General features: G+C 63.4%; 22 protein-coding genes. 9 read left to right on the forward strand and 13 right to left on the reverse strand.

The window, feature by feature from the left end; translation table 11 throughout:
• Position 1 precedes the first annotated feature (1 nt).
• Together modA and A3E1_RS0130950 are read right to left on the reverse strand one after the other, a co-directional pair.
• Positions 2-793, reverse strand: coding sequence for a molybdate ABC transporter substrate-binding protein (modA, locus tag A3E1_RS46720; RefSeq protein WP_020524693.1), 792 nt, complete (start codon positions 791-793; stop codon positions 2-4).
• A complete protein-coding gene (locus A3E1_RS0130950) occupies positions 790-1,188 on the reverse strand; it encodes a TOBE domain-containing protein (RefSeq protein WP_020524694.1) in 399 nt (132 codons plus the stop codon). The genes modA and A3E1_RS0130950 overlap by 4 nt, the downstream gene beginning before the upstream one ends.
• A gap of 135 nt (positions 1,189-1,323) precedes the next feature.
• On the opposite strand from A3E1_RS0130950, the gene A3E1_RS0130955 reads away from it, so the two are divergent.
• Positions 1,324-1,884 carry a DUF1697 domain-containing protein gene (locus A3E1_RS0130955; RefSeq protein WP_026209003.1) on the forward strand — a complete coding sequence of 187 codons (561 nt, stop codon included), beginning with the start codon at positions 1,324-1,326 and terminating at the stop codon, positions 1,882-1,884.
• A 53-nt stretch (positions 1,885-1,937) separates the two neighbouring features.
• On the opposite strand, the gene A3E1_RS0130960 is transcribed toward A3E1_RS0130955, so the two are convergent.
• Positions 1,938-2,819, reverse strand: coding sequence for a peptidoglycan DD-metalloendopeptidase family protein (locus A3E1_RS0130960; RefSeq protein ID WP_020524696.1), 882 nt, complete (start codon positions 2,817-2,819; stop codon positions 1,938-1,940).
• 94 nt (positions 2,820-2,913) lie between these two features.
• On the opposite strand from A3E1_RS0130960, the gene A3E1_RS0130965 reads away from it, so the two are divergent.
• The 3 genes from A3E1_RS0130965 to A3E1_RS0130975 all read left to right on the forward strand — a co-directional run bounded on the left by A3E1_RS0130965 (position 2,914) and on the right by A3E1_RS0130975 (position 6,867).
• The gene (locus tag A3E1_RS0130965) at positions 2,914-4,164 is read left to right on the forward strand and encodes an outer membrane protein assembly factor BamB family protein (protein WP_020524697.1); all 1,251 of its coding nucleotides are present in this window, start codon (positions 2,914-2,916) and stop codon (positions 4,162-4,164) included.
• Positions 4,165-4,332: 168 nt separating this feature from the next.
• Positions 4,333-6,438 (forward strand): alpha-L-fucosidase, encoded by a 2,106-nt coding sequence (locus A3E1_RS42995; protein WP_020524698.1) that lies wholly within the window; start codon positions 4,333-4,335, stop codon positions 6,436-6,438.
• An 87-nt stretch (positions 6,439-6,525) separates the two neighbouring features.
• Positions 6,526-6,867, forward strand: a complete 342-nt coding sequence (locus A3E1_RS0130975; protein ID WP_020524699.1) for an antibiotic biosynthesis monooxygenase family protein — start codon at positions 6,526-6,528, stop codon at positions 6,865-6,867.
• A gap of 10 nt (positions 6,868-6,877) precedes the next feature.
• Here A3E1_RS0130975 and A3E1_RS0130980 read toward each other — a convergent pair whose 3' ends face one another.
• Positions 6,878-9,286 (reverse strand): ATP-binding protein, encoded by a 2,409-nt coding sequence (locus tag A3E1_RS0130980; protein WP_020524700.1) that lies wholly within the window; start codon positions 9,284-9,286, stop codon positions 6,878-6,880.
• 231 nt (positions 9,287-9,517) lie between these two features.
• On the opposite strand from A3E1_RS0130980, the gene A3E1_RS45275 reads away from it, so the two are divergent.
• Together A3E1_RS45275 and A3E1_RS0130990 are read left to right on the forward strand one after the other, a co-directional pair.
• Positions 9,518-10,639: a trypsin-like serine peptidase gene (locus A3E1_RS45275; protein WP_020524701.1), complete on the forward strand. Its 1,122-nt coding sequence runs from the start codon at positions 9,518-9,520 to the stop codon at positions 10,637-10,639.
• Between the two features lie 334 nt (positions 10,640-10,973).
• Entirely contained in the window at positions 10,974-11,618 is a 645-nt protein-coding gene (locus A3E1_RS0130990) for an FMN-dependent NADH-azoreductase (RefSeq protein WP_040392395.1), read from the forward strand.
• Positions 11,619-12,271: 653 nt separating this feature from the next.
• Here the strand turns inward: A3E1_RS0130990 and A3E1_RS0130995 are convergent.
• Both A3E1_RS0130995 and A3E1_RS0131000 read right to left on the reverse strand, forming a co-directional pair.
• Entirely contained in the window at positions 12,272-14,638 is a 2,367-nt protein-coding gene (locus A3E1_RS0130995) for an arylsulfatase (protein ID WP_020524703.1), read from the reverse strand.
• Positions 14,639-14,686: 48 nt separating this feature from the next.
• On the reverse strand, positions 14,687-15,439 hold the full coding sequence (locus A3E1_RS0131000) for a lysylphosphatidylglycerol synthase domain-containing protein (protein ID WP_281167413.1): 753 nt from the start codon (positions 15,437-15,439) through the stop codon (positions 14,687-14,689).
• 29 nt (positions 15,440-15,468) lie between these two features.
• Here A3E1_RS0131000 and A3E1_RS0131005 point away from each other — a divergent pair, with 29 nt between their 5' ends.
• Positions 15,469-15,657, forward strand: coding sequence for a hypothetical protein (locus A3E1_RS0131005; RefSeq protein ID WP_020524705.1), 189 nt, complete (start codon positions 15,469-15,471; stop codon positions 15,655-15,657).
• Between the two features lie 43 nt (positions 15,658-15,700).
• On the opposite strand, the gene A3E1_RS0131010 is transcribed toward A3E1_RS0131005, so the two are convergent.
• The 7 genes from A3E1_RS0131010 to A3E1_RS0131045 all read right to left on the reverse strand — a co-directional run bounded on the left by A3E1_RS0131010 (position 15,701) and on the right by A3E1_RS0131045 (position 22,157).
• Entirely contained in the window at positions 15,701-16,690 is a 990-nt protein-coding gene (locus A3E1_RS0131010) for a formylglycine-generating enzyme family protein (protein WP_020524706.1), read from the reverse strand.
• 24 nt (positions 16,691-16,714) lie between these two features.
• The gene (locus tag A3E1_RS0131015; RefSeq protein WP_020524707.1) at positions 16,715-17,011 is read right to left on the reverse strand and encodes a hypothetical protein; all 297 of its coding nucleotides are present in this window, start codon (positions 17,009-17,011) and stop codon (positions 16,715-16,717) included.
• Between the two features lie 90 nt (positions 17,012-17,101).
• Positions 17,102-17,338 carry a hypothetical protein gene (locus tag A3E1_RS48090; protein ID WP_020524708.1) on the reverse strand — a complete coding sequence of 79 codons (237 nt, stop codon included), beginning with the start codon at positions 17,336-17,338 and terminating at the stop codon, positions 17,102-17,104.
• 91 nt (positions 17,339-17,429) lie between these two features.
• Positions 17,430-18,617 carry a DUF2254 family protein gene (locus A3E1_RS0131025; protein ID WP_020524709.1) on the reverse strand — a complete coding sequence of 396 codons (1,188 nt, stop codon included), beginning with the start codon at positions 18,615-18,617 and terminating at the stop codon, positions 17,430-17,432.
• Between the two features lie 162 nt (positions 18,618-18,779).
• Positions 18,780-20,066: a cation:proton antiporter gene (locus A3E1_RS0131035; RefSeq protein ID WP_020524711.1), complete on the reverse strand. Its 1,287-nt coding sequence runs from the start codon at positions 20,064-20,066 to the stop codon at positions 18,780-18,782.
• Between the two features lie 340 nt (positions 20,067-20,406).
• Complete coding sequence (locus A3E1_RS0131040; protein ID WP_020524712.1) at positions 20,407-21,702, reverse strand: ArsB/NhaD family transporter; 1,296 nt, start codon at positions 21,700-21,702, stop codon at positions 20,407-20,409.
• On the reverse strand, positions 21,699-22,157 hold the full coding sequence (locus tag A3E1_RS0131045) for a CBS domain-containing protein (protein ID WP_020524713.1): 459 nt from the start codon (positions 22,155-22,157) through the stop codon (positions 21,699-21,701). The genes A3E1_RS0131040 and A3E1_RS0131045 overlap by 4 nt, the downstream gene beginning before the upstream one ends.
• Positions 22,158-22,628: 471 nt before the next feature.
• On the opposite strand from A3E1_RS0131045, the gene A3E1_RS0131055 reads away from it, so the two are divergent.
• A complete protein-coding gene (locus tag A3E1_RS0131055; RefSeq protein WP_020524715.1) occupies positions 22,629-23,954 on the forward strand; it encodes a TrkH family potassium uptake protein in 1,326 nt (441 codons plus the stop codon).
• Complete coding sequence (locus A3E1_RS0131060) at positions 23,947-24,606, forward strand: potassium channel family protein (RefSeq protein ID WP_020524716.1); 660 nt, start codon at positions 23,947-23,949, stop codon at positions 24,604-24,606. The genes A3E1_RS0131055 and A3E1_RS0131060 overlap by 8 nt, the downstream gene beginning before the upstream one ends.
• Positions 24,607-25,103: the final 497 nt, after the last annotated feature.

Here is a 25,103-nt window from a genome sequence, read left to right on the forward strand (position 1 = left end):
GCTAAGGTTTCTGGAATCCGGCGCCGGTGAGCACCTTGATGCCTTGTTCTGACAGGACGTAGGCCAGGAACGCTTGCGCGCCAGTCTTGTTCGGTGAAGCTTTCAAAACCACTATGGGGTACTCGTTGATCGCTTGCGAGGATTCAGGGAACTCAAGGCCTTCCACGTCAGCGGCGGACCCTTTCGCATCGGTGCGGTAGACGAGCGCCGCGTCGACCTCACCGAGCTTCACCTTCGCCAGGGCCTGCTTGACGTCTTGTTCCAACGTGACAGGGGTGAGTGAGAAGTTGGCCGCAGCGAGGGCCTTCTTCGCCGCCGCTCCACAAGGGACCTGCTCGGCGCACAACGCGACTTTCAGCCCCGGCTTCGTCAAGTCAGCCAAAGCCTTGATGCCCTTCGGATTGCCTTTCGGCACCACGATCACGAGCTGGTTCTTCACGAAGGTGACGGCCGAGCCGTCAGCATTTCCGGCATCGGTAACGGTCTTCATATTGGCCAGAGCCGCCGAGGCGAAAACATCGGCAGGGGCACCCTGGTTGATCTGTGTGGCCAGAGCGGAGCTGCCGGCGAAGTTGAACGTCACCTCCGACCCCGGGTTAGCGGCCTCAAAGTCTTTGCCGATCTGCTTGAACGCATCGGTTAGTGAGGCCGCGGCGAACACGGTGACCTCACCAAGACCGCCCGAGCGCGGTGGAGTCGCCGGTGTGCTGGTGGCGCATCCGGCCAGCAGCGTTCCTGCTGCCACGGCCGTTGCCAGGAAACGGTTTAGCTTCAACGCCGTGCCCTTTCTCATTTGCCGCTGGGCCTTTCCACGACAACCGCCGTCGACTTGATGACGGCGATGGCTAGCGACCCGACCTGTAATCCCATCTCGTCAACGGCTTCACGGCTCATCAGCGACACCACCCGGAACGGGCCCGCCTGAATGTCGACCTGGGCCATAACGGTGTCTTTGACGATCCCGGTGACGATGCCGCGCAGCCGGTTGCGGGCCGAGGACACCTCACTATGCTCGCCGGGATCGTCAGCCAGGGACCGGGCGAAGGCGGCAAGGTCTTCGCCGCTGATCGCGCGGTGGCCGTGGTCGTCACGCCCGGCGGCGAGCCGGCCAGCGTCGACCCAGCGGCGCACCGTGTCGGCGCTGACACCGAGCAGCTGTGCTGCCTCACCTATCCGAAACGACGTCACACGCCCTACTCTACGCCCTCGCATTTGCTAGCTGATTGCGCACTGCGTGCTAGCAGAAGCGGATCAGATGGCCCATATCTAGCCGCATGTGCATGCGGACGGGCCCGCGGCGAGCTTCTGGGGTTGAATGGGGTGGTGAATACCTACGTGGTGCTGTTGCGCGGGATCAACGTCGGCGGCAAGAACAAAGTCCCGATGGCGGCCTTGAAAAAGTGCCTGGAAGATTTGGGATATACCAACGTTTCCACGTACATCGCCAGCGGCAACGTGATCTTAGAGTCCAAGAAACGGCCCGCTAAGGTGCAGGCCGAGATCGAGGCGGCGCTGCTCAAGAGCTTCACGCTCGACAGTGAGCTCATCAAGGTGCTGGCGTTGTCGCGCGAGCAGCTTCAGGCCGTCATCGACAACAAGCCCAAGGGTTTTGGCGAGCAGCCAGGCAAATATCACAGCGACGCCATCTTCCTGATGGGCATCAGTGCGGCCGAGACGATGGACATTTTCGATCCCCGCGAGGGAGTCGACGCTGTCTGGCCAGGTGACGGTGTCATCTACTCGCAGCGGTTAAGCGCCGAGCGCACCAAGAGCCGTCTGGGCAAGATTGTGGGCACACCGCCGTACAAGTCCATGACGATCCGCAGCTGGAGCACGACCACCAAGCTGCTGGACCTACTGAGCAAAATGGACGCTGCCAGTTAGACGGCCGCTTGGGGTGCCCAGCCTATGGCCGGGCACCCGTTGAGCGGTGGTGCTCAGGAGAACTGGCAGCAGATGTTGTAGCCCTGCGACATCCAGAAGGACGTCGGGTTCGGGTTGTCGAGCGTGGGGTCGCCGACGCTGACGGCAGCGTGGGTTTGGCGTCCGTTGCGCATCTCGACGTGCGTGTGCGGGGATCCGCCGGCCCGGTCGTCCTCGTAGCCGATGTGCTGGCCCTTGGCGATCGATTGCCCGACTGAGAAGCCGAGCGGGTCCAGGTGCAGGTAGACGATGGTCTTGTTAAGACCGCTGTTGTAGATGGCCAGCGTGGAAAGGGAACTGGTGCTTCCCTCGACCACGCGGGTCACCGTGCCGGAGACGAGGGCGTAAACCGCGACGCCAGAGCCGCGGGCGAGGTCGGTGCCTTCGTGGCGGCCGGTCTGGTTGAGGTAGCCGTCGAAGTAGGCGGTGATGCGGCCGCCGGTGGTCTTGTACAGGCCGTTTTCCAGGGTGGTGTTGCTGGCCGACCCGACGATGTGCCCGGCGTTTTCGTTCTTGAGCGCGGCGCGCAGGTCAGCCTTGGCTCCGGCGCTGAAGTTGTCGATGGCGCCGGCGTAACCGCTCTTGTAGAAGACCGTGACGTAAGCGCCTTCACGGTTCCAGGCTGACGCCGCGTTGTTCTTCACACACTGGCCCTGTCCGGCACCGGCACTGATGAACTTATGGCAGCCGGTGCCTTCGCCGTAAGTCGAGATCGACCCGGCGAAGTCGCGCAGCGAGCCCTGGTTGCCACTGTTGTAGTAGAGACAGAATTCGCCGGCCTCACACACGCCGTTGTACGCGGCTGCCTGTGCTGGTGAGGCGATCAGGGTGCTCGCGGCTAGGGTCGCCACCACGCTGAGCGCGGCGACCACCAGCCTCTTGAAGATCCTTGGCATTGCTTTGCCCCCTCTCGGCGGCCGGATAGGCCACCTCATCAGCATTACAATGACCAGGGTCAATATAATTGATCTACAAAGGAGCAACAGGCGCGTGGAGATTGCCCGCACCTGGTTGAATGTCGCGGTGGCGGAAATTTTCATCGACATCAGCGACACGGGCATCCACGACACGGAACCAGCGCCCGCGCCCGTGCGGCCGACGCTGCGCCGGCGCTTGCAGGCGTTGGCACTTGCCGCCGTGACCGTCCTCAGCGTCACCGCCAGTCAGCCTGCGGGACGGCCCGTGCTGACGCGTCTGTTCACCATCGACGATTTCAGCGGGGAAGGCCTCGTCACGGTCGAAGGCGATCTGATCCTGCACAGTGGCAGGGACGGGCTCGTCGCGTACGACATCAAAGGCCGGCGGCAATGGGCGCACCCAGAGGTGCGGGGTTATGTTCAAGCCACCACCTGGCGCGACAAGCTGATCGTGACCACGCAAGACCTAACCTCACACACCCGGGTGGTCGATCCGCGCACGGGATCAGTGCAGTGGCAAGCTGACAGTTTTGCCGAACTGGTGGGTGATCTGCTCGTGGTTCACCTTGGCCAGGCCAACGGGCAACAGCGGGGCCAGATCGAGATCCGGCGGGCCGGCACCTATGAGCTGGTGTGGTCCTTGCCGCCGCGGCAAGCTGTCCATGTGGCTGGGCAGGACGGGAAGGTCTACGCCATCGACGCTAGCGGTGTGCTGGCTGAGCACGACTTAGCTACGGGGCGAATCGAGCGGTCTGTGCAATTGCCATACCCGCAACGGCTGTGGCAGATCATCTTCACCGTTGACGCCCAGACCCTGCAACTTGGCGCTGCCGATGACTGGACCGAGAGCCTCCTGCAGATCGACCGCAGAACACTCCAGGTGCTGCCAACGCCGGTGGGGCCAGACTACAAGTGCGGTCCGGTGGACTGCATTCATGGCAGGGACGCCGGTGTCTCCATTGTGGACAGAAACAGCGGCCAGGTTCTTTGGAACACAACAGACCAGGTGTATCCGGCGCGCGAGGGGATAGTCGTCGTCGACCCTGGCAACGTCACGTGGCTGGCTGACTACTTCACCGGGGTGCGGGTACACCTCGATGGCTGGCATCCCATGTTCGGTTATCTGAACGGAACAGAGTTCCAGCTGATGCGCCGCGACAGCTTCAAGACGAAGAAGACCGACATCGGCGTGCTGCGAGGCGGCAGCGTCCAGTGGCTCAGCACGCTGCCAGCGTTACTGCACTGCCGGATGGAGGCGGACCTGTTCGTCTGCTTGATGTCAGATCAGAAGATCGCCATCTGGCGCCTCACGCTCCCGGACTGATCGTATAGGATTCGCGGCCCGCCATTCTGGCGGACACCTCTCGCTTGCTGCCGAGTTTTGTGGGTCTGTCCATTGACGACCGTGAAATACACGTGCCATCATGTCGGCAATATCCTATAGGATTTGATAGTTGACCCCAGTCCTGGCTCCGGAGATCTGGAGGTGCAAATGCGTAAGTTTATTTGGGCAAGTGTGTTGGTGCTCGCCGGTGGGTTGCTGGCCGCTCCAGCCGCACCCGCGTATGCGGCGCCTGGTGACAATGCGGTTGTCGATGACGCCCTGTCCTCGGCGCGCACCCAATGGTTCCGCGACACCCGCTTCGGCATGTTCATCCACTTCGGACTCTACGCGCAGTTCAAAGGCCAGTACGGCGCTTGCCGTGACGCCGAATGGATCAAACGGAACTGCAACATTCCCTGGCCGGTGTACGAAGCGGCCGCCAGCGACTTCAATCCCGCCTCGTTCAACGCCAACACGATCGTGCAGGCGGCAAAGCAGGCGGGGCAGAAGTACATCGTCATCACCAGCAAACACCACGACGGCTTCGCGATGTGGCCAACAGCGGTCAACAACTGGAACCTCACGTCGCGTACGCCGTTTCAGCGCGACCTGCTCGGCGAATTGGCCACTGCGGCCAAAGCCAATGGCATCAAGTTCGGGCTGTACTACTCCATTTGGGACTGGCACGACCCCGATGCTCAAGCGGCCGTGACCTATCCGGCCTATCTGACGCGGATGCGGGCACAGTTGCAGGAACTGGTGACACGCTACGATCCGGCACTGTTCTGGTTCGACGGCGAATGGGACGGCAACTTCACTCAGCAGGCCGGTGCGGACCTGGAAAAGTACATGCGCGCCATCAGCCCTAACGCGGTCATCAACAACCGCGTCATCAAGCGCACCATGGTCGACGGCGACTACGGCACCCCAGAACAAGAACTCGCCGGCTCCCCGCCAACGGCGCAACTGCAGGAATCCTGCATGACTATCAACGGCACCTGGGGCTACGCCGCCTGGGACACCAGCTTCAAGTCACCGGCCACGCTGGCTCGCAACCTCGCGTACCTCACCAGCAATAGCGCCAACTATTTGCTCAACATCGGCCCCACGGAAACCGGTGCCATTACTGCCGGGCAGGCCAGCTCTTTGCAGGGCGTGGGCAACTGGATGAGTGTCAACGGTGCGGCCGTTCACGGCGCTGGCTACACGGGTTTGGTGACGCAGCCAAGCTGGGGTCGCATCACGCGCAAGGCGAACAAGCTGTACCTCATCGTCTACAACTGGTCGTCCAGTCTCCACATTGGACAGCTCGCGCCGTTTAACGTGACCGGTGCCCGGATCCTCGGCAACGCCGCACCTGTAACGGTTCAGGCCGCGGGCGACGGTTTCGACTTCCAAACCAGCGGCGTCGCAGGCAATCCCATCGCGACCGTGATTGAGGCAGACATCGCTGTTGCCGCACCATCGGCGCCCGGGGGTGGTACCGGGCTGAAGGCAGAGTTCTGGAACAACACCACCTTCGCCGGAGCCCCGGCAGTCACCCGAACCGATCCAGCAGTCAACTACGCGTGGCGGTACACAGGCTCGCCGGCGCCGGCCATCAACACCGACAACTTCGCTTCCCGCTGGACGGGATCCATCGAACCCAGATATTCAGAGAAGTACACGTACCGCACTGTTTCCGATGACACCGTTCAGCTTTGGATCGACGGCCAGCTTGTCATCAGCAATACGGCGCCGCACGGTCCCACGCTGAACGAAGGCAGCATCACCCTCGTCGCGGGGCGGCGCTACAGCATCCGGCTTGAGCACACGGAAAACGGCGGTGAGGCTTATCTGAAACTGATCTGGTCTAGCCCCAACACCGCCGCCGAAGTCGTTCCGGCCAGCCAGTTGCGGCCCACGCCGGGTGTCACACGGATCTTCAACAACACCTCGGCTGTCTACGGATCGGGCTGGAACCTCAGCACCAACCGCGGTCTGGGTGACTACAACAACGACGTGCACTACACGACGGCTAACGGTGCCACGCTCACGTATTCGTTCACGGGCACCGGCATCGACTACCTATCCGAGCGGTACTCCGACCAGGGACTCGTCGACATCTACCTCGACGACGTCTTCCAGGAAACCGTCAACACCACCAACGGTGCCCGCCTGACCCAGCAAGTCATCTACAGCGCCCGCGGTCTCACAGCGGGATCGCACACATTGCGGGCCGTCAAGCGTTCAGGCACCTACATGCTCGCTGACCGCTTCGACGTCACCAGCTAGACGCATCGGCCACGGGTATGCCGCAGCCTCAACGTCGCGGCATACCCGTGGTTGTATCCACTCGGCTGTATGCAATTACCATGAGGCGTGAGCACTCCTTACTGGACCCGGCCGGAGCCGCCGTACTACGTGGCCGTCTTCACGATCACGGCGAGCGGAATCGACCCCGATGGTTACGCGGAAATGAACGAGCGCATGGTGGAACTGGCGGTAGCCCAGCCCGGCTACCTCGGCAGAGAATCAGCCCTCCTGCCCGACGGCACCGACATCGTTCTCATCTACTACACCGATGACGAGTCGATCCGCGCCTGGCAACAGCATCCGGAACACCTTGAGGCGCAACGGCTCGGGCGGGAAAAGTGGCACGCGCGTTACCGCGTCGAAATCGCGCGCGTGGAGCGGGCCTATGAGTTCGCGGCCAGCGAGTAGAACCGCAAACTCAACTCGGCGTCTGCGTGGCACGGGCCAGCCGGTCGCGCACCTGTCGCGCCTCGGGATGGCCCAGATCATCGAGAATGCTCAGGGCCCGCTGCCACGTCCGCACAGCGCCCGACCGGTCGCCCAGCGACCATCGGCTCTCACCGAGCCGGTTCAACGTGTCCGCCACGTCATACCGCTCACCGATCTGTGCGAACAAGGTCAAGGCCCGGTGGTAACAGGAGACTGCCCGGCGATGGCGGCCAAGACGGTCGTAGATGAAGCCGAGGCTGTCCCAAGTGTTGGCCTCGCCGTGCCGGTCATCGGTCCGCCGCAACAGCACCAGCGCCCGCTTGCAGTGATCGAGCGCCGGCCCGTACTGGCTAAGCTGGGCATGCGCCCATCCCACCCCGTTTTGTGCGCTGGCCTCTCCGGGGCGGTGACCGGCGTCGCGATAAAGATTCAGCGCATTTTCGGCATGCTGCAAAGCCTCGGTATGGCGGCCGAGCCGGCTCAGCAATGAGCCGAAAGCGCGGTGAGTCCGCGCCTTTCCCGGGTAGTCACCGAGTTCGCCGAAGAGCGCCAGCGCCGCGCGGTAATGGCTTTCAGCCTCCTGCGGCTGGCCAACGCGAGATAACGCCCGGGCGAGATCGCGGTGAGCGCCGGCTTGCCCGGGTCGCTCGCTGGCCTGCTGCGCCGCGGCAAGGGCTATCCGCTGAGCGGCGACCAGGCTTAGCCAATGACCTTGGCGTTGCAGGAAATCCACCAAAGTCCGTGCCAGCCGCCAGGCGTGGCCGTCGAACCCGGCGCGTTGCGCGTGAGCGACCGCGGCAAGCAGCACACGGTACTCGGCGATGAACCAGGCCAGGGCGTGACTGCTATCGGTGATCTCCTCGGTGGCGACACCAGAATGGGCGTCAGCCAGGCTGATCGGATCCCAGCCAGGCTGCAACAGCAACGCTGCCGCGTGAGCAGTGTGCACGTAGTGGTCCAGGCCCCGCTGGCTGGCCGCCCGGCGGGTGTCAGGCGCGTCAACGCGCTCCAGCAGCTCGGCCGCGTACCCGCGTAGTAGATCATGAAGGCCGAACCTGCCGGGCACATGTTCGGTGACCAGGTGCGCATGGGCCAATTCGGACAGCAGCCGGTGCACCGAAGCCCGGGGCAGCCCGGCCAGGCTGGCCGCGGCGGGGATGGCGATGTCAGGCCCCGGATGGCAGCCGAGCAAACGGAACAGACGCGCGGCCGGTGGGGTCAGATTGTGGTACGACCACGAGAACACCGCTTGCACGTCGGTGCCGGAGTCGCCGCCATCAAACGCGTCGAGTAGCCGGCGCGTCTCCCGCAACTCGGCGGCCAGGGTGGCCAATGGAAAGGCGGGATGTGCCACTGCCCGGGCGGCGACGACAGCCAGGGCCAGCGGCAGCCGCGCGCACCTTTCGATCATCTCGTTGACGGCCTGCGGTTCTGCTGTCAGCCGTTGGGCTCCGAGGCGCCGCGCCAGTAACTGCCACGCCTCCTCGTCGCTGGGCAAGCCGACAGTCACTGGAACGGCGCCTTCGGCGGTGACCAAACCGGACAGACGGCTGCGGCTGGTTATCAGCACAAGGCAGTTGGGGCTGCCGGGCAGCAGCGGGCGGACCTGGTCGACATCGCGGGCGTTGTCGAGCACGATCAGCATTCGCCGGCCGGCCAGCAGACTTCGGTACAGCCCAACCTGTGCGGGCAGATGTATCGGGAAGCGTTCGGGTGGTACGTCGAGTGCCTCCAGGAATCCGCGTAGCGCCTCGGCGGGCGTCATCAAGGAACCGCTGGGGTCGAATCCGCGCAAGTTGACGTAGAGCTGCCCGTCGGGGTAACGATCGGCGGCGTGGTGGGCCCAGTGCACCGCAAGGGTTGTCTTGCCGACGCCAGCGGTGCCTGAGAGCACCACGCTTGTCGCGGCCGGATCGCTTGAGCCGGTGACTGCGTCGAGCTGGGCGAGTAGCGCGGTGCGCCCAGCGAAGCCGCTCAGGGCTGGTGGCAACTGGTGCGGCACAAGCGCGTTGGCCGCCATGTCGTTCGCCTGAGCCGGGCTGATGCGACGCCGGCCTTCTTCGGCCTGGTCGCGTGCGGTGGCCAACGTTCCTTGTTCCACGTCGGTAGCGCCGAGAAGCCGGATCAGGATGTCGAACCTCTCGGTAGGGGGCAGGACGTTTCCTGCGAAGTACTCCCCGATGATTCCGTGTGACCAGCCGGTCTTTGCCGCCAGCTGGCGGTAGGTCAACAGATTGCCACCGTTTTGGCGTGCGTGGCGGCGCCGCAGCTTGCGCAGCAGCAGGGCCAGGTCCTGCACCGTCTGCACTTCGTCATCGATCGCCAGCGCGGGGCGTGATGCCGCGGGTGCCTGGTGGAATGGTTGCCGCGCGTTGGGACGCGCCGGTTGGTCATACATTCGGCCTCCCCCAGCCGGCCCAGGTCACACCGTCGTTTGTGGACTACCGAACGGATGCTTGACGGGCCAATACCGCCGTCTGCGGCGATCTACCGCGCCAGTGCGGTGACATATGCCACAGATATAGGTGTCCAACGATGTCCAACATCCTTATTGGACGGGACTCCCATTGATGACAGTAACCGTCTGAGCGGATGCTGTCCCGGCTCCGCCACAGGTTGGGAGAACTAAATGGCAGTCACAACGACCCGGCGACGGGCCTCGGCCCGGATCCTCACGGCTTTCGCGCTGACGGCCGGTCTAGCCCTGGCGGTGCCCCAGTCCGCTGCGGCCGCCCGCGACGATGCGGGCCTTTCGGCGAAGGCAGGCGTGACGGGAGGTGCGGTGGCCGTCCACGCCGAAGCGTGGGCAGCCGGGCGCGCTAAGTATGGAAGAAACGTCACCGCAGCCGAGGCGATCGATGCGTTCTGGACGCCGGAGCGCATGCGCGCGGCCAGGCCTATCGAAGAGTCGCCCGAATACGCCCGCGCGATGGCTAAGGGCACCACCGCGGCAAAGACCACGGCGCCGCAAGCGGGTGCCGAAGCCCGCAAACCCACCGTGATCCCACCGTTTGAGGGAGCCCTGGGCACCCCACCGGGCGGTGGCGCGTCGATCCAGGCCATCAACCCGAACTTCCCGTCATCTCACCCGACCGCGCGCACCAGCGGCAAGGCGTTCTTCGTGCTCGGCGGCCTTTCCTACCGTTGCTCGGGCACCGTGGTGAACTCCGCGGGCGCCGACACGGTGTGGACGGCAGGGCACTGCGTGCACAGTGGCGCTGGTGGCCAGCTTGCCAGCAGCTGGGCGTTCGTTCCGGCCTACGACGACGACCTGGCCAACCCCCGGCCGTTCGGCACGTGGAGCGCCGTGAGTCTGTGGACGATGACGGCGTGGATCAACTCGTCGGCGCCGGCTGAGGACATGGCCGTGGCGATCATGGGAACGCTCAACGGCAACCACATCGTCAGCTACCTTGGCGGCCAAGGCTTGTGGACATTCGCCGGCACGGTGAACTTGCAAAACGCGTTCGGCTATCCCGCCCAGGCCCCGTTCGACGGCGGCAACCTGCTGCGTTGTGCCGGCACTTCTTCGCAGGAGTACTCGAACGTCTGGACCGAGACGATCAAGATTCCCTGCAACTTCAACAAAGGCGCGAGCGGCGGCGGCTGGCTGCTGAACTGGGACGGCAACTGGGGCCTCGTCAACGGCATCAACAGCCGCGTCGACCAGCTGCCCAATCCCACGATCGTCGCGTCGCCGTACTTCGACGGGACGGCGCTGGCCCTGTACGACTTCACCAAGAACATGTAGGAGGCCGCACACATCCAGCGGTCCTTTGCGGCCCCACCCGCTGCCGGCGGGTGGGGCCGAACCTGAACCGCCCCAGCTGGCCTACCGCATATCGCGACGGCGAAAGCGACGCGACATTCGGTCTGACATCGGTAGCTGATCTGATGGCCACGGCCGTCGAGCACCCAGGGTGGGTGCGCTCTTCAGCGCATTGTGCCGCGTTACTCCGGCGCTACATTCTGTACCTACTACAGGGTCTTCCCTGCACGTGCCTTTGAGTCACAGGGCTCGTGTGTTCGATCAGGGTGCGCGAATCGGGCAGCTTTCAGCATCGTTCGAAGGGAACAAGGACTTCATGAAGGTCCTGCACATCATCGCGACACCCCGGGGCGAAAAATCCAATACGCTGCAAGTGTCCGCGGCGTTTCTTGACGCTCTGGCCAAGCACCGGCAAGACATCGAAATCGACGTCGTGAACCTGTTCAACGCTGATCTGCCAAGCCTTGCGGGCGACAACATCGAAGCGAAATACACGCTCATGATGGGCCAGCCGATTGATCCCAGCCACGAGCCATCGTGGCGCCAGATCGAGTTGCTGATTAGCAGGTTCCTGGCCGCTGATGTCTACCTAATCTCGGCTCCAATGTGGAACTTCGGCATCCCGTACGCGCTGAAGTACTACATTGACTGCATTGTGCAGCCCGGATATCTCTTTGAATACAACGAGATGGGCTATCCGGTCCCGCTGGTGCAGGGCAAGAAAATGGTGTGCGTCACGGCACGCGGCGGAGACTACTCGCCACATTCACCAATGCACGCCCTGGATTTTCAGGAACCGTACCTGAAATCGATCTTCGGATTCATTGGTGTCACTGACCTTCAGTTCATCAGCTTGCAGCCTACCGACATCAGCACGCAACGTGAATCGGCGTTCGCAGGCGCGCTGCAGAAAGCTCGTTCGCTGGCCGACTCCGTCGAGTGGCGGATAGCCAGTCAATAACGATAGCCGCGGGCCGCCGTAGCCGATGGCCGAATCGTGCTTACCGGCTCCGGCGGCAGCCGTTTGCCGAAGACCTGCATGCGCACCGTAGCCCATTAGTGTGCTTGTGCTTGCAGCGGATGTGAGGTTCTCGTAACCTATGTCGTGAATGGAGGCTTCCTCTACGGGAGCCATGCAGGTTACACGCCTGAAACCGCGGGACAGTGCGGAAGTAGGTGCCTGGAACTGCGTTGACACTATACGGACCTGAGGAGCAGAGCTCGCACGTCAGCCTGAGAAGCTGAAAGTCCTCGCAGCGAAGCTGTGGGGCGCCCGAATCGCCTGTCCCGAGCACGTGGCACGTTTCTGGTCAAATGACCGGGAGGGGTGCCTGCTCGGAAGGAGTCCTCCCGGATCAAGCGGGAGGTTTTCTATTTTGGACAAGGTCTGGCTCGCGACCGCAATTGGCGCGGGTCCTGTGGTAGTTCTCATCATGACTGCGGCCTTCGCACGTAGCGACAAACGCCGCAACAATGCGAAAGAGGTTCTGCGGATCATTTTCCGGTCATCAAATGGATCCGGCTCCGGAAGCCAGTGACGCGGATTTCGCCGCAACTGGCGATGAGTTTTCGTGGGCGGGTGTCTTCTCGTGGACATCCGCTCGCCCGGGGCGATTATTGCCGAGCCATCGCTATGCGGTAGCGCTCCTCGGGGCTGATCAGATGGTCGGTGTCGGCTGAGGCTTGGTCGATGTCGATTTCGACCCAGCGGACCCGGCCGGTGAATTGGTTGCCCGTGCTGCCGTAGTCGTCGCTTACCGGCGTGGCACTGTCCGCGGCGAGGTCAGTTGTCTCGTCGGCGGAAAAGATCATTGGCTGGGTCTGCTCCACCCTGGTTTCGGCCACTTTCTGCCCATCAAGGTAGAGCGCCACGTCGCCACCCTTGCCTAAGCCACCGCCGTCGTAGGTGAATTCCATTCTCACCTGATGGGTGCCTGCGGGAGCCGGGGTCGGACTGGCAGCCTTGAATCGCCTTATTCCCAGCAGGTTGTAGCAGTAGACCGGGCGTCCACCGAGCAGATATAAAGCCCAGCCTCCGAAGGCGCCGCCCTGGGCGATGATGACACCTTCGCCGCCGCCGTCTGGGATGTCGATCTCGGCGGTTATCGCGTGGGATTTGTTCTTGATGTTGAGGACCGCGTTTTCGGTGAGCCGCTTGATGCCTCCGAACAGGAGCTGCCGGTTGCCCCGGATCAGCTGTGGCCGCCCGGCGAGGTCGGCGTTGAAACGTTCGATACGCCGGTCATCTAAGGGCAAAACCTGATACTTGGCGGCCTCGATTAGGAAGATTTGCTGTAGGCGCCGCAGCGTTTCGGGTTGCTGCGCGGCGATGTCGTGGGCCTGGGTCCAGTCATCGGGTGCGTAAAGTTCCCACGTGTCGTCGTCGAGTGCCGGCATCTCGCCCATGAGCCAGGGCGTGGAGTGTTTGGTGACGGCTGTCCATCCCTGGTGATAGATGCCGCGGTTGCAGAACATCTCGAAGTATTGCGTTGTATGGCGTTCGGGCGCCGCGACGTCATCGAAGGCATAGCGCATGCTTAAGCCGTGCAGGGGCATCTGCGGAATTCCGTGTACCTCCTGTGGAGCGGGCAGCCCGGCGATATCGAGGACGGTGGCGGCGATGTCGATGACGTGGTGGAACTGGCTGCGGATCTCACCTCTGGCCTTGATGCCGCTGGGCCAGTGCACGAGCATGCCGTTTCGGGTGCCGCCCCAGTGTGAGGCGACCTGCTTGGTCCATTGATAGGGCGTGTCCATCGCGTGTGCCCAGCCCACGGCGAAGTGGTTGTACGCGGCCGGGGTGCCGAACTGGCTGAGGTGCTCGATGAGGAATTCTGGAGTCTCCAGTTGCGGGACGCCGTTGAAGGTGAAGCTTTCGTTGAACGTTCCGTTGATCTGGCCTTCGGCGGAGGCTCCGTTGTCGCCGATGAGGACGAAAACAAGCGTCTCGTCGAGGATCTCCATTTCGGACAGTGCCTCGATGACCCGGCCGACGTGGTGGTCGGTGTGCTCGAGGAAACCGGCGTATACCTCCATCTGGCGGGCCAGCACCGGTTTGAGCGTCTCGGGCATGTCGTTCCAGGCAGGAATATCCGAGGGCCTGTCGGTGAGTTGAGCGTCAGCGGGGATCACGCCGATTTCCTTTTGCCTGGCGAAGATTTCCTCGCGCAGCTGATCCCATCCCTGGTCGAACTTGCCCCGGTACTTGTCCGCCCACTCTTTGGGGACGTGATGGGGTGCATGGGTGGCGCCGGGCGCGTAGTACACGAAGAACGGCTTGTCGGGCATGAGTGCCTTCTGCTGGCGCATCCACTCCACGGCATGGTCGGTCATGTCTTCTGTGAAGTGGTAGCCCTGTTCGGGCGTGCGGTCCTGTTCGACCGGGATGGTGTTTTCATACAGCGACGGAGCCCACTGATTGGTTTCCCCGCCAATGAAACCGTAGAAATATTCGAAACCGCCACCGCCAGTGGGCCACTGGTTAAAGGGGCCCATGGGACTTGTCTGCCAAACGGGAACCTCGTGGCATTTGCCGAACTGCGCCGTGGAGTAGCCGTTGAGTTTGAGTATCTCAGCTAGCGGCGCCGCAGCTTTGGGCAGGACCGAGCTGTAGCCGGGGGCGGAGGTAGCCAACTCGGTGATGGCGCCCATCCCGACCGCGTGGTGGTTGCGACCTGTCAGCAGCGCCTGGCGGGTTGGCGAGCACAAGGCAGTCGTGTGGAAGCGATTGAACCGCAACCCGTTGGAGGCAAGCCGGTCGAAGGTGGGTGTGGCGATCGCGCCGCCGAAGGTGCTGGAGGCACCGAACCCGGTGTCATCAAGCATGATGAGCAGCACGTTTGGTGCGCCTGCTGGTGGCGTTAGCTGCTGGATGGGAGGAAAGCTCGTGTCGGGATCTTTGGCGTCGTAGGTGGTTACCCCGACGTGCACTAAATCCTCGATAGGCAGCTTCATGCGGCGTGCGAAATCCAAGTCTCCCATGCCGATCCCCCCGCTCAGAATTTCGTTTTCATCGTAGACCGTGGCCTGCTAGGCATGGTGCGGGTTTGGTGTTCTTGGCTGCTGATGATGGGTGGAGCGCCGCCAATGCCACAGGGCGAGCGCGCCGGCCGCCGTCGGCAGGAGGAAGGTGGCGACACGCCAGACGACCATTCCGGTGGTGAATTCACTCACCGGTATCTGGTCACCCAGCAAGATTAGTACGGCAGCTTCCAGAATTCCCAGGCCGTAAAGGGGAAGAGCGGTCAGTGGGTAGGCAACTAAGAATGCGGCGATGACTTCGACGGTGACGGCTGCGGCTGGGCTCGTTCCGGTGGCGCGCACGCAGACAACGAACAGCAGCACTTCCACAGCAAGGATGGTGGCTTGGGCACAGAAGGCGGGCACGGCACGTCCGTGCATTTCATGTCCGAGGGAACGCCGGTAGGCCACTGCGGCCTCTTCCCACTCCGGAACGTCTACTTTGGACGGCCGAAAGCGGTGTGCCACACTTCCCGCGGTTCTTCCGGCGAACCTGGCCGCGGCTTCCCAGCGCATCACTATGGCAAGGCAGCCAGCGAGCAGCAAGGCCAGCAGGCCGCATACCAACGCCACGGTGGCGTGGACGGGACTGAAGTGACTTAACGCCAGCAGGATGAGAAATCCGGCCGCCGGGGCTGCCAGCCGCGCAACGTTGTACAGCACGTTGTAGAGCGTCAGCGCGGCAGTAGCGGAAACCTTCTCAATACCCCAGCTGTTGAACATCGCGAACCGTAGGACGACGTCCGCGGGTTTGGGCGCGATAGATAAGTCAGGCTACCGGCCAAATCGTTTTGGACGGCGCGGCGTACACCCAGTGGTGGTACGAAAATCACCAGCGGACAGGCGGCTATCACGACATGTGCGGCGCCGATCAGCCCGATGATGCCGAGCTGCCACCATGGCAGACGGAGCAGCGCGGTGGCGACTTGGGCGAAGTCGACTTTGGACAGTATGGGGATCGCGAAGACGAGAAGCAGTAGCCGCGGCAGGATGCTCAGCGCGTGGCGGCCAAGTTTGCGCCAGTTAGCTTGGGCCGGCACGACGCACGACACATCGGAAGCCGAGGTGGCAGGTGGAGGTGTCAATCGTCTGCGGTAGCCGTGCGGCCGGGCGGTAGCGCTGGCAGTAGTTGGGGGCGCAAAGGAAGGAGCCGCCCTTCATCACCTTGCGCGGGATGCGCGCGGTGATCGGCTGCTGAGGATCCACAGACATTTGCCGGGTACCGCCAGAGGGGTTCACCCGGCCCGAAGGCGTGCCGCAGCACGATGCTGATCCGGGGGCCAGACGGCGTTGCTCGGCCCACCAGTCGCCGGTCCATTCCCAGACGTTGCCGATCATGTCGAAGAGGCCGTAGCCGTTGGCGGGAAACGATCCCACAGGTGAGGTCCAGGCGTAGCCGTCGGCCAGGTTGTTCACGTTCGGGAACTCGCCCTGCCAGACGTTGGCCATGTGCTGGCCCGACGGCTCGAGTTCAGTGCCCCAGGCGAATTCCGTGCTCTTGCTGCCGCCTCGGGCGGCGAATTCCCACTCGGCTTCGGTGGGCAGCTCCTTGCCGGCCCAGGTGGCGTAAGCGGCTGCGTCGGCCCAGGAAAGGTGGACCACGGGGTGCGACCCGAGGCTTTCTAATGAGCTGTGTGGCCCTTGCGGGTGCCGCCAGTCGGCGCCGGGCACCGCGCTCCACCATAGGTAGGCGTTGGTGACGTCGACCGGGTAGCCAGGGGGAGTGAACACCGCTGAGGCCGCCACGAGCAGCGCCGGGTCGGCATCCGGATAGTTGGCTGGGTCAGGTGCTGTTTCCGCCAAGGTGACGTGGCCGGTGGCGGCAGCGAACGCGGCGAAATCGTCGTTGGTGACCGGGTAGCGGTCAATGTAGAAGCCGTCCACCGTGACTTGGTGGGCGGGGGCCTCTTCCGGGTAGTGCAGGTTGGAGCCCATCGTGAACTCGCCACCTGGTACCCACACCATGTCTTTAAGGCCGGATGCGGCGGTGGCCGCGCTGGACGCTGCCTGCATGCGGCCAGTATTGCCCCGGATTGGCTACCGCGCTGGCAGATTTGGGGAAGAGGCGAACACGCGGCGCCAAACGTCCTCACCGCGGATCGCCAGTTCCCCGATCTCCCATAGGAACTCCACCACCCTGGCGTCGGCCTGAGCCACGCTGGTGACTTGATATCCGGCACGCAGTCCCAGCGCCAAATCGAGCACGCGGGCGATGAGGTCTTGACCGGCCTCCTGCAAGGTAAGGCCATTGCCATAGGTGAGCCCGGCGAGCGTCAGGCGGCAGTGGTTTCCGTGTATCCGCAGGTGTAGTTCGGGGGTCCATGCTTCGGTCACCTCCGTATATTGCCCTTCATAAGCGCCGCACAACAACCATAACCTTGTTGCATTGATGCATGGCGATGCCAATCGCGGGTGCGGCTCCTTCTAAGCGAATTTGCTCCCCTTGCAGCCCAGGCGCTGGCGGCTGACGGGCGGATCAGCGGGCTGACGATTTCGACGGAGACGCACAGCTGGCTGGTGTACGAGTACCGCTGGGTCGCACCGTTTGCCGCGGCTCTGCGCCGCGCCGGCGGACAGCTTGTCGCCAGCGGCCGTATCCCGGTCAGTGACCTCGAAGCCGCGCTCAACGACAGCGATCAGGCACAGCAAGGAGTTAGTCATGCCAAGACTTCTGGCGCACAATGGCACGCACCGCTGTGGTGGCTGGAACAGCGACAGCGGTATCCAATCAGAAGGCCCGCATCCTTGGTGGTTAGCTCAGCTGGCTCAGGACCTCGCGAAGAGGAAGTTGCCGGTCAGCCGGCGCCTGGCTGGCTAGGCGCTGCACCATTGCCACCAGCCGGCCCTGGCACATAGGGCTGTCCTTGATGTACGCGGCAGTTTCCGTGCCAGCGCGAACGTAGTGCTCCCAGGTGGGAAGGTTGAGCACGACGCGTACGTGGTCGTGAGAATCGCGGACTGGTGCCACGTCGAGTTCCCGGTGCAGGAGGAAGAACAGCAGGTCCTCGATTCCATTGATTGCCTGAACGGCGGTCGCGGGATCGTTGACGGCGGGGGAGAGGGCACGCAGCGCGATGTCGCTGAGCAATCTGAAGCTCAGTAAGGGATCCTGTTCAAACGACCGGTCTATCCCTGTGTCTATGAGCGACAGCAACTGATTGTCGGTTACATCGGGTGCGTTGCCATGGATGGCCAGAACTGGGCTGCCCATTGCCAGCACGTGGCCCACGGCGGCCTCGACGACGATGACACAGTCGTTTGTCTGCGCCAGGGCCAGCATCGCTGGCAGGTCGATCTGGCGCACGACGGCGTGCTGGCGCGGCCAGAGCACCTTACGTGAAGCCGCATCTGTTACTGGTAACACTTTCTTGCTGGAAAGAGTCTGGATCGGATGCGGATACAGCACCTTAAGGACTGCCAAGCCACGCAACGTGATCGCCTGCAGGACAGGGCCGAGCTGAACGGCGGCGAACGCGCTTAGCTGCACGGCCCGGGCGACCGCCAGGCTGAGCAACACCAGCACAATGGCAATGGCGGGAACGACAATGGACACCTGCCCAGTTCGCTCAACGACGATCGAAGCGACCGCGGCGAAAACGAACACGGCCACGAACAAGCCCATCGCGTGCCACACCAGCGGGAGATCGCGAAATAGAACCAGCCTCGGGGAAAATGCGGTGGCGGCATGCTGGACGACCAAGAACAGCAGCGAGAAAACCAGCGCGGTGAACATGATGATGCCACCCGCTATTGCCTGAAGCATACCGCTGACCCTCACAGCGTCGGTCGTCGGGCCAACCGCGATCCGCGGAAGGAATAGGGCCAGCAACAGACCCGCGGCCAAGTATCCCGATTGCACCCACCCGGTCTGCAGGCGCCTGCGCCGCCGTAGCGCACTAAGGATGTCCTTGTCCGCTGCGGGAATCGCGTTCGCAGCCATTGCCCTCAAACCGTCAGCATAATGGTCGCGATTTTGCCGTCCGGCTCAGACATCAACGACAGCGCGGCCTCAAGCCGCACGCGGTTGAAGGCGCATTGCAACGCACCCCACATGGACAAATCTTCCCGTAAGAAATGTGCGTGTGTAGCAAAAAGCCTCAGGTCACTTGGGTGGCGCAGCAGGAGCGCGCCCGGCCAGATCGCGAAGACGGATTCCGGGCTGGCCAGCCGGGGCGAGTTCCGGGATGTCACCGCTGTTGATGACGGACTTTCCATATGCCGCCGCCAAGGGCGAGGCTGTAATCCCGTGGAGTAGTACAGAAAGCAGGATTGTCCAAGTGGTAGCTTGGACCAGCAGGTTGCCACCAGGGTCGTGGGTGAACTCCTCCAAGGCGAGGAGAGTGAAGACCACTGAGGCCAGGCCCCGTGGGCCAAACCAGCCCATGAATGCCACCGTGGCGGACCGCAAACGCACGCCCAGCAAGGCGATCGCCACCGGCAGCATCCTGATAACCGTTAGGCTCAGTAAGGCGTAGATGAGTGGGCGGACGGAAAGCTCACGCATGAGTAGTTCCCCGACGAAGAACGCGCCGAAGATGGCCCACACTAGGAAGGATCCCGAAAGGCCCACCGTTTCGGTGAACTCGACACGTTCGGTTAGGCGACGTTTCGTCGCCGCTCCAAAGAGCAGCCCGCCCACGAAGGCGGCGACGAACCCGTTCCCGCCGATGGCTACCGCCCCGGCGTAGGCCAGTAGCGCGAGGGCCAGGATAGCGATTTGCTCAGAAACGGTGGACATCCACTGACGGGCTCTGGCATAGGCCATAAGTGTCCCACCGAGATAGCCGACCGCGATGGCCACGACCAAAGCGAGCCCTATTTGCTTCAGCGATTCATATCCCCAGCCTTTGGTACTAAGTCCTTCCTCCGCGGCGAGCATTGCGATGAAGAGGGTGACTAGAGGCGTGGCGATGCCGTCGTTGAGGCCGCTTTCGACATTGAGCGCGCGCCGTATCCGCACGGGTACGGCCTTATTGGAGACCACGGCCAGTCCGAGGGCTGCGTCTGTCGGCGCCAGGATGGTGGCGATGAGAGCGGCAGCCACCCATCCCGAGTCAGGGAACAGAAGATAGGCGACCACCGCGCCGGCGACAATGGTCGCGGGCAAGCCGATGAAAAGAAGCCGGGCGGGCAATCCTGTGTCACCCTCAACATCGCGAAGCCGTACTGTCGACGCATCGGCAAACAACAGCAGTGCCAGCGTCAGCTCGGTGATGGCCAATACTGTTTCGTGCGTTAACGACAGCGGGAATACACCGATGCCGGCGGGGCCAAGCAACACACCGGCGGCCACGAACACCATCGGGCTAGTGATCCACCAACGGTCGAGTTTCGAGGCGACAAGAGAGTACGCGACGATGACGGCCGTCAGCGCAACCACACCACTCATCAGATCTCCCCGTTGTGCCGCCTGACGCAGCTGGAAACGTGAGTGCCCACAGCATATGCCCTGTTTGTGGTAGCCACGGCAACATCTTGCTTGGCGGCGCTGACGAGCCTCAGGCTTCCGCCGAAAGCACGCTATTGCTTGAGGGCAGCTAGGTCCGGAAGATCGTCTGTTCCATCCTGCAGGAGCCGGCATTGACAGTTGCCCGCATACTTTGGCGGGCCGCCGGTGTTATCGCTCAATCTGGCAGGCGGCCTAGATGCCGTGCTCGATCGTCGCGCCAGGCCCGGTCGGGGCTTATGTTCAGCGCCCGCATCTGCCGCATCCGTTCGTGCGTCGGTGGTTAGGCGAAGGCGAAGTAGCGCAGCCACAAGTAGGGCACACACAGCGCGACGGTGATGGCGGCGACGATCAGGCCGTACTTGGTGAACTCCCAGAAGCTGATCCGCTTTCCGGCGCGTTCGGCCATGCCGAGGATGACGACGTTGGCGCTAGCGCCGATGGCGGTGGCGTTTCCGCCCAGGTCCGCGCCCAGCGCGAGGGCCCACCACAGCACGTTGCCTTCCCCGTTGGGGAATCCGGCGACGAGATCGGCGACGATCGGCGACATGGTTGCCACGTAAGGAATGTTGTCGACGATCGCGGACAGGAAAGCCGACCCCCACAGCATCACCATCGTCGCCGGCCACAACTGCCCACCGACCGCATTCGTTGCCGCGGTGGAGATTTGGCCGATGACTCCGGTGTTCACCAGGGCGCCGACCATGATGAACAGACCGGCGAAGAAGATGAGGGTGGGCCATTCGACGTCTTTGGCAACGGCTTCGGCGTCTAAACGCGACAGGGCGAGCAGGAGCAGCCCGCCTGCCATCGCGACCACTGACGGTTCCAGATGCAAAACGGTGTGCAGGACGAACGCCGCGGTCACCAAAGCCAGCACGCCCAACGAGATGAGTAGCAGGCGCATGTCTTTGATCGCGTCTTTTTCGTTGAGCTGCATCACCTTTTCGGCTTTGGCCGGGTCGTAGATAAACGATTTGCGAAACAGCCACCGGCACAACCCCACGAACACGACCATTAGCGCGACGACGATCGGTGCCATGTGCACGAGGAAGTCGTTGTAGGTCAGCCCTGCCCGCGACGCGATGATGATGTTTGGTGGATCCCCGACGAGGGTTGCCGCACCGCCGATGTTTGAGGCCATCGCTTCGGCGATCAGGAACGGAACGACCTTCACCCCGAGCCGGTCGCACACCAGAAACGTCACTGGGGCGATGAGCATGACGGTCGTGACGTTATCCAGAAAGGCCGAGGCGATCGCGGTCACGAGCACGAGGATGACCATGATGCGGAAGGGTTTGCCTTTGGCCTTTTTCGCCGCCCAGATGGCGACGTATTCGAAGCCTCCGGTGCGTTTCATGACCGCGACGACGAGCATCATTCCTAACAGGAGGAAGATGACGTTCCAGTCGATGCCGGTGTGCTCGTCAAAGAACGCGTGGTGGGCGTCCGTGGCGCCGATGAGCAGCATCACCGCCGCGCCTCCCAGCGCCACCGCGACACGGTGAATCCACTCGGTGGCGATCAGGATGTAGGCGATAGTGAAGACGGCCACGGCCGCCCAGGCGAGCAGCGTCACGCACTTTCCCCATCGCCGATGATGCGGTCGAGCAACGCGTGCATCGTGACGGCACCGGCGAGGGTTCCGTCCGGATTGGTGACTGCGACCAGAGGGCTGCGGGTGCGGGCCATCAGCGCTGACATCTCCAACGCTGTTGCCCGGCTGTCAACTATTGGCGGTTCCTTGGGTTCGTCAGGCAGGCACTCTTGCACGGTGCGGCCGTCGAGTTCGCGGATGAACACGTCCGCCGCGGCCTCGTCGATGACCCGGGCGAGCGTCGGATCGTCCTGAATGTACGACGGGACCGCCAGCCGCAACACCTGCGTGCCAGGAAGCACGACAAGCGGTTTACCGGCGTCGTCGACGACGATCAGACCCGGGAGGTCACCACGGGCCAGGATCCGGGCGGCCTCAAAAGCCGGGGTGGACATAGTGACCGTCGGATACTCAACGGCGAGATCAGCAGCACGCATAACCGGTAAACCTCATTCGAATCTGTTAGCAGCGAATACGAAACAATCGCCGACCAGACTTCCCGGCACGCCAGCCGTGACTTTATCGGCCGCCGAAGGTCGCTGTCCAACCTCACGCGGCCGCACCCACAACCACAAGCGGGCGCCGGCCGGCGACGTCCTGGCCTGCGGCCTCGTGCCCATTCCGCAATGCAAAAAGGGCGCAGATTCATTTAAGTCCCGCCACCCAAATGTGCGCCGGGTTAGTTGTACGCGCGACAATGACGACGATCCGCCCTGCACCCTTTGCCATATCTTAGGGAGGTCCATCGATGGCTCACTTTGGCCGGCAGATCCAACGCCGCTTCGGCGGCAATGCCGTCATCATCGCCGCCGTGATCGCCGGGCTCGCGCTCCTGGCCGGGATCATCCTGGCCACCAGGTAGCGCAGCACCCGGCCATGCTGGACGCGGCGGTCTAGGATTACCGCTCGTGTGGTCTCATCCGTCCCGGGCTCTGGTCGGCGGCTTCGCCGCCGCGATCGCGGTAGGCACCTTGTTGCTGTGGCTGCCCGTGTCGGTGGAGTCCGGTGAGTCTCCGCACCTGGTCGATGCCCTGTTCACGTCGGCGTCAGCGGTGTGTGTCACTGGCCTGGTCACCGTCGACACCGCGTCGCACTGGTCTACCTTCGGCGAAGTCGTCATCATGGGCCTCATCCAGGTCGGTGGGCTTGGGATCATGTCGCTGGCCACCCTCCTCGCACTGCTGATCTCGGGGCGGCTGGGGCTTCAGGGCCGGCTCCTGGCGCAGGCGGAAACGAAAACGATGCGCCCTGCCGATGTGCGGCGGGTGCTGCGCCGGGTCCTGGCGTTCACCGCCGCCACCGAAGCCGTCGTCGCCGTCGTTTTGGCGGGCCGGTTTTGGCTCGGCTATGACATGCCGTTCGGGCTGGCGGTGTACCGGGGCGTCTTTCATGCGATCTCGGCGTTCAACAACGCCGGGTTCGCCTTGTGGCCAGACAGCCTGATCGGCTTTCAGAACGACGCGTGGATCCTGGTCACCATCGCTCTCGCGGTAATCCTGGGCGGGCTCGGGTTCCCGGTCGTGTTCGAATTGGCCCGCCAGTGGCGCCGTCCCAGCCGCTGGACCGTGCTGACCCGCATTACCGTCATCGTCACCACCTGCCTGCTTACCTTCGGCTTCATCGTGATCACAGCGGCGGAGTGGAACAACCCCGGCACGCTCGCTGCCTCAGGTGGCACTGGTGACCGGCTTCTCAATGGCATGTTCGCTGCGGTCATGCCCCGCACCGCCGGGTTCAACGCCATCGACATCGCCGCGCTAACCCCGGAAAGCCTGCTGGCACACAACATGCTCATGTTCATCGGCGGCGGCAGCGCATCAACGGCCGGTGGTATCAAAGTCACCACCTTCGGCCTGCTCGCCTATGTGATCTGGGCGGAGCTACGCGGCGAACCCGACGTTGGTGTCGGCCGCCGCGCCGTCCCAGCCGATCTGCAGCGCCAGGCCCTGGCGATCGCGCTGATCGGTGTCGGTGCTGTCGCGGTCGCCTCGCTGGCGTTGGTGTCGATGACCCACCACGCCGTGGACAAAGTCGTCTTCGAAGCGATCTCAGCGTTCGGCACGGTCGGCCTGTCGACTGGTATCACCGCCGACATGCCCCGCGCGGCACACGTCCTGCTCGCGATTTTGATGTTCGCCGGGCGCGTGGGGCCGCTAACGTTGGGCACAGCGCTAGCCCTGCGGCAGCGAGCCCGCCGCTTCCAGCTACCCGAGGAGCGCAGCATCGTTGGCTAACAAAGAAGAATCCGTCGTTGTTATCGGCCTGGGCCGTTTCGGCAGCTCCCTGGCCCTGGAGCTGCTGCGCCGCGATACCCAGGTGCTGGCCATCGACTCCAGTCCCAAACTTGTGCAGGCCTACTCCAGCCAAATCCCGCACGCCGTGGTCGCCGACGCCACCGACCCCGAAGCCCTCACTCAGCTCGATGTGGGCATGTTCCGCCGTGCTGTCGTCGCGATCGGCACCGACCAGGAAGCCTCCATCCTGGCCACCGCGAACCTTGCCGATCTGGATGTCAGCGACATCTGGGCCAAAGCCACCAACCGCCAGCACGGCCGCATTCTGCAGCGCGTCGGCGCCCACCATGTCGTGCTGCCCGAACACGACATGGGCGAACGCGTCGCCCACCTGGTATCCGGGGAAATGCTTGACTACCTCGAACTCGGTGACGGATTCGTCATCGCCAAAACCCGGCCCCCACGCGACTACGTCGGCGCCGCCCTGGGTGAAACCGGGCTGCGCGCCCAGTATGGCGTCACGATCGTCGCGGTCAAACCGCAAAACGGCACTTTCACCTACGCCGACCGGGAAACGATCCTCCAATATGGAGACATCCTGGTCGTGTCCGGGCCGGAAGACAAAGTGGAACGTTTTTCCCGCCTCGCCTGACAAAGGCAGCACCGTGTGGGTGGCGGTGGCTGCTGCTAGCTGCTGCGCCGCCAACCCCACGCCAGCAGTGCCCAGGCGGTGACAGCCAAAGTGAGAGCGATTGCTACGAGTGCGATGGCCCCAGCTGAGCCAAGGTCGCTGCTTTCTGGCGCCGTGGGGCCTGGCGAAGTAGCGCTCTGGGCGCCGAACGTGAGGTGGTGTTCTGACCGCACAGCAAATGCTCCCTGATGCTTCGCTTCTTGATTGGCGGGACCCTACCGGAACAGTGATGCCTGCCGGCAACCGTCCACGTTGTTTGTTCGAGTCAGCATTTTGCAGCGGCTCCATGCGATGAGGGTGCTACCAGCAGCAGAGCCACGGCCAAGCTCGCGGAGCAGGATAGTGTTGCCCCGTCAGTCGATGTCACTGCGCGCCAGGCGCTGTCAACTGTCATGTCTGTCCACATTGGGGTACAGGCCAATCGTGCCATCAAGTCGCGGGTCCCGGCGCTGGGCGGC

The sequence above is a fragment of the Catelliglobosispora koreensis DSM 44566 genome (genome assembly GCF_000379685.1).
In the GTDB taxonomy this organism is placed as follows: Bacteria; Actinomycetota; Actinomycetes; order Mycobacteriales; family Micromonosporaceae; genus Catelliglobosispora; species Catelliglobosispora koreensis.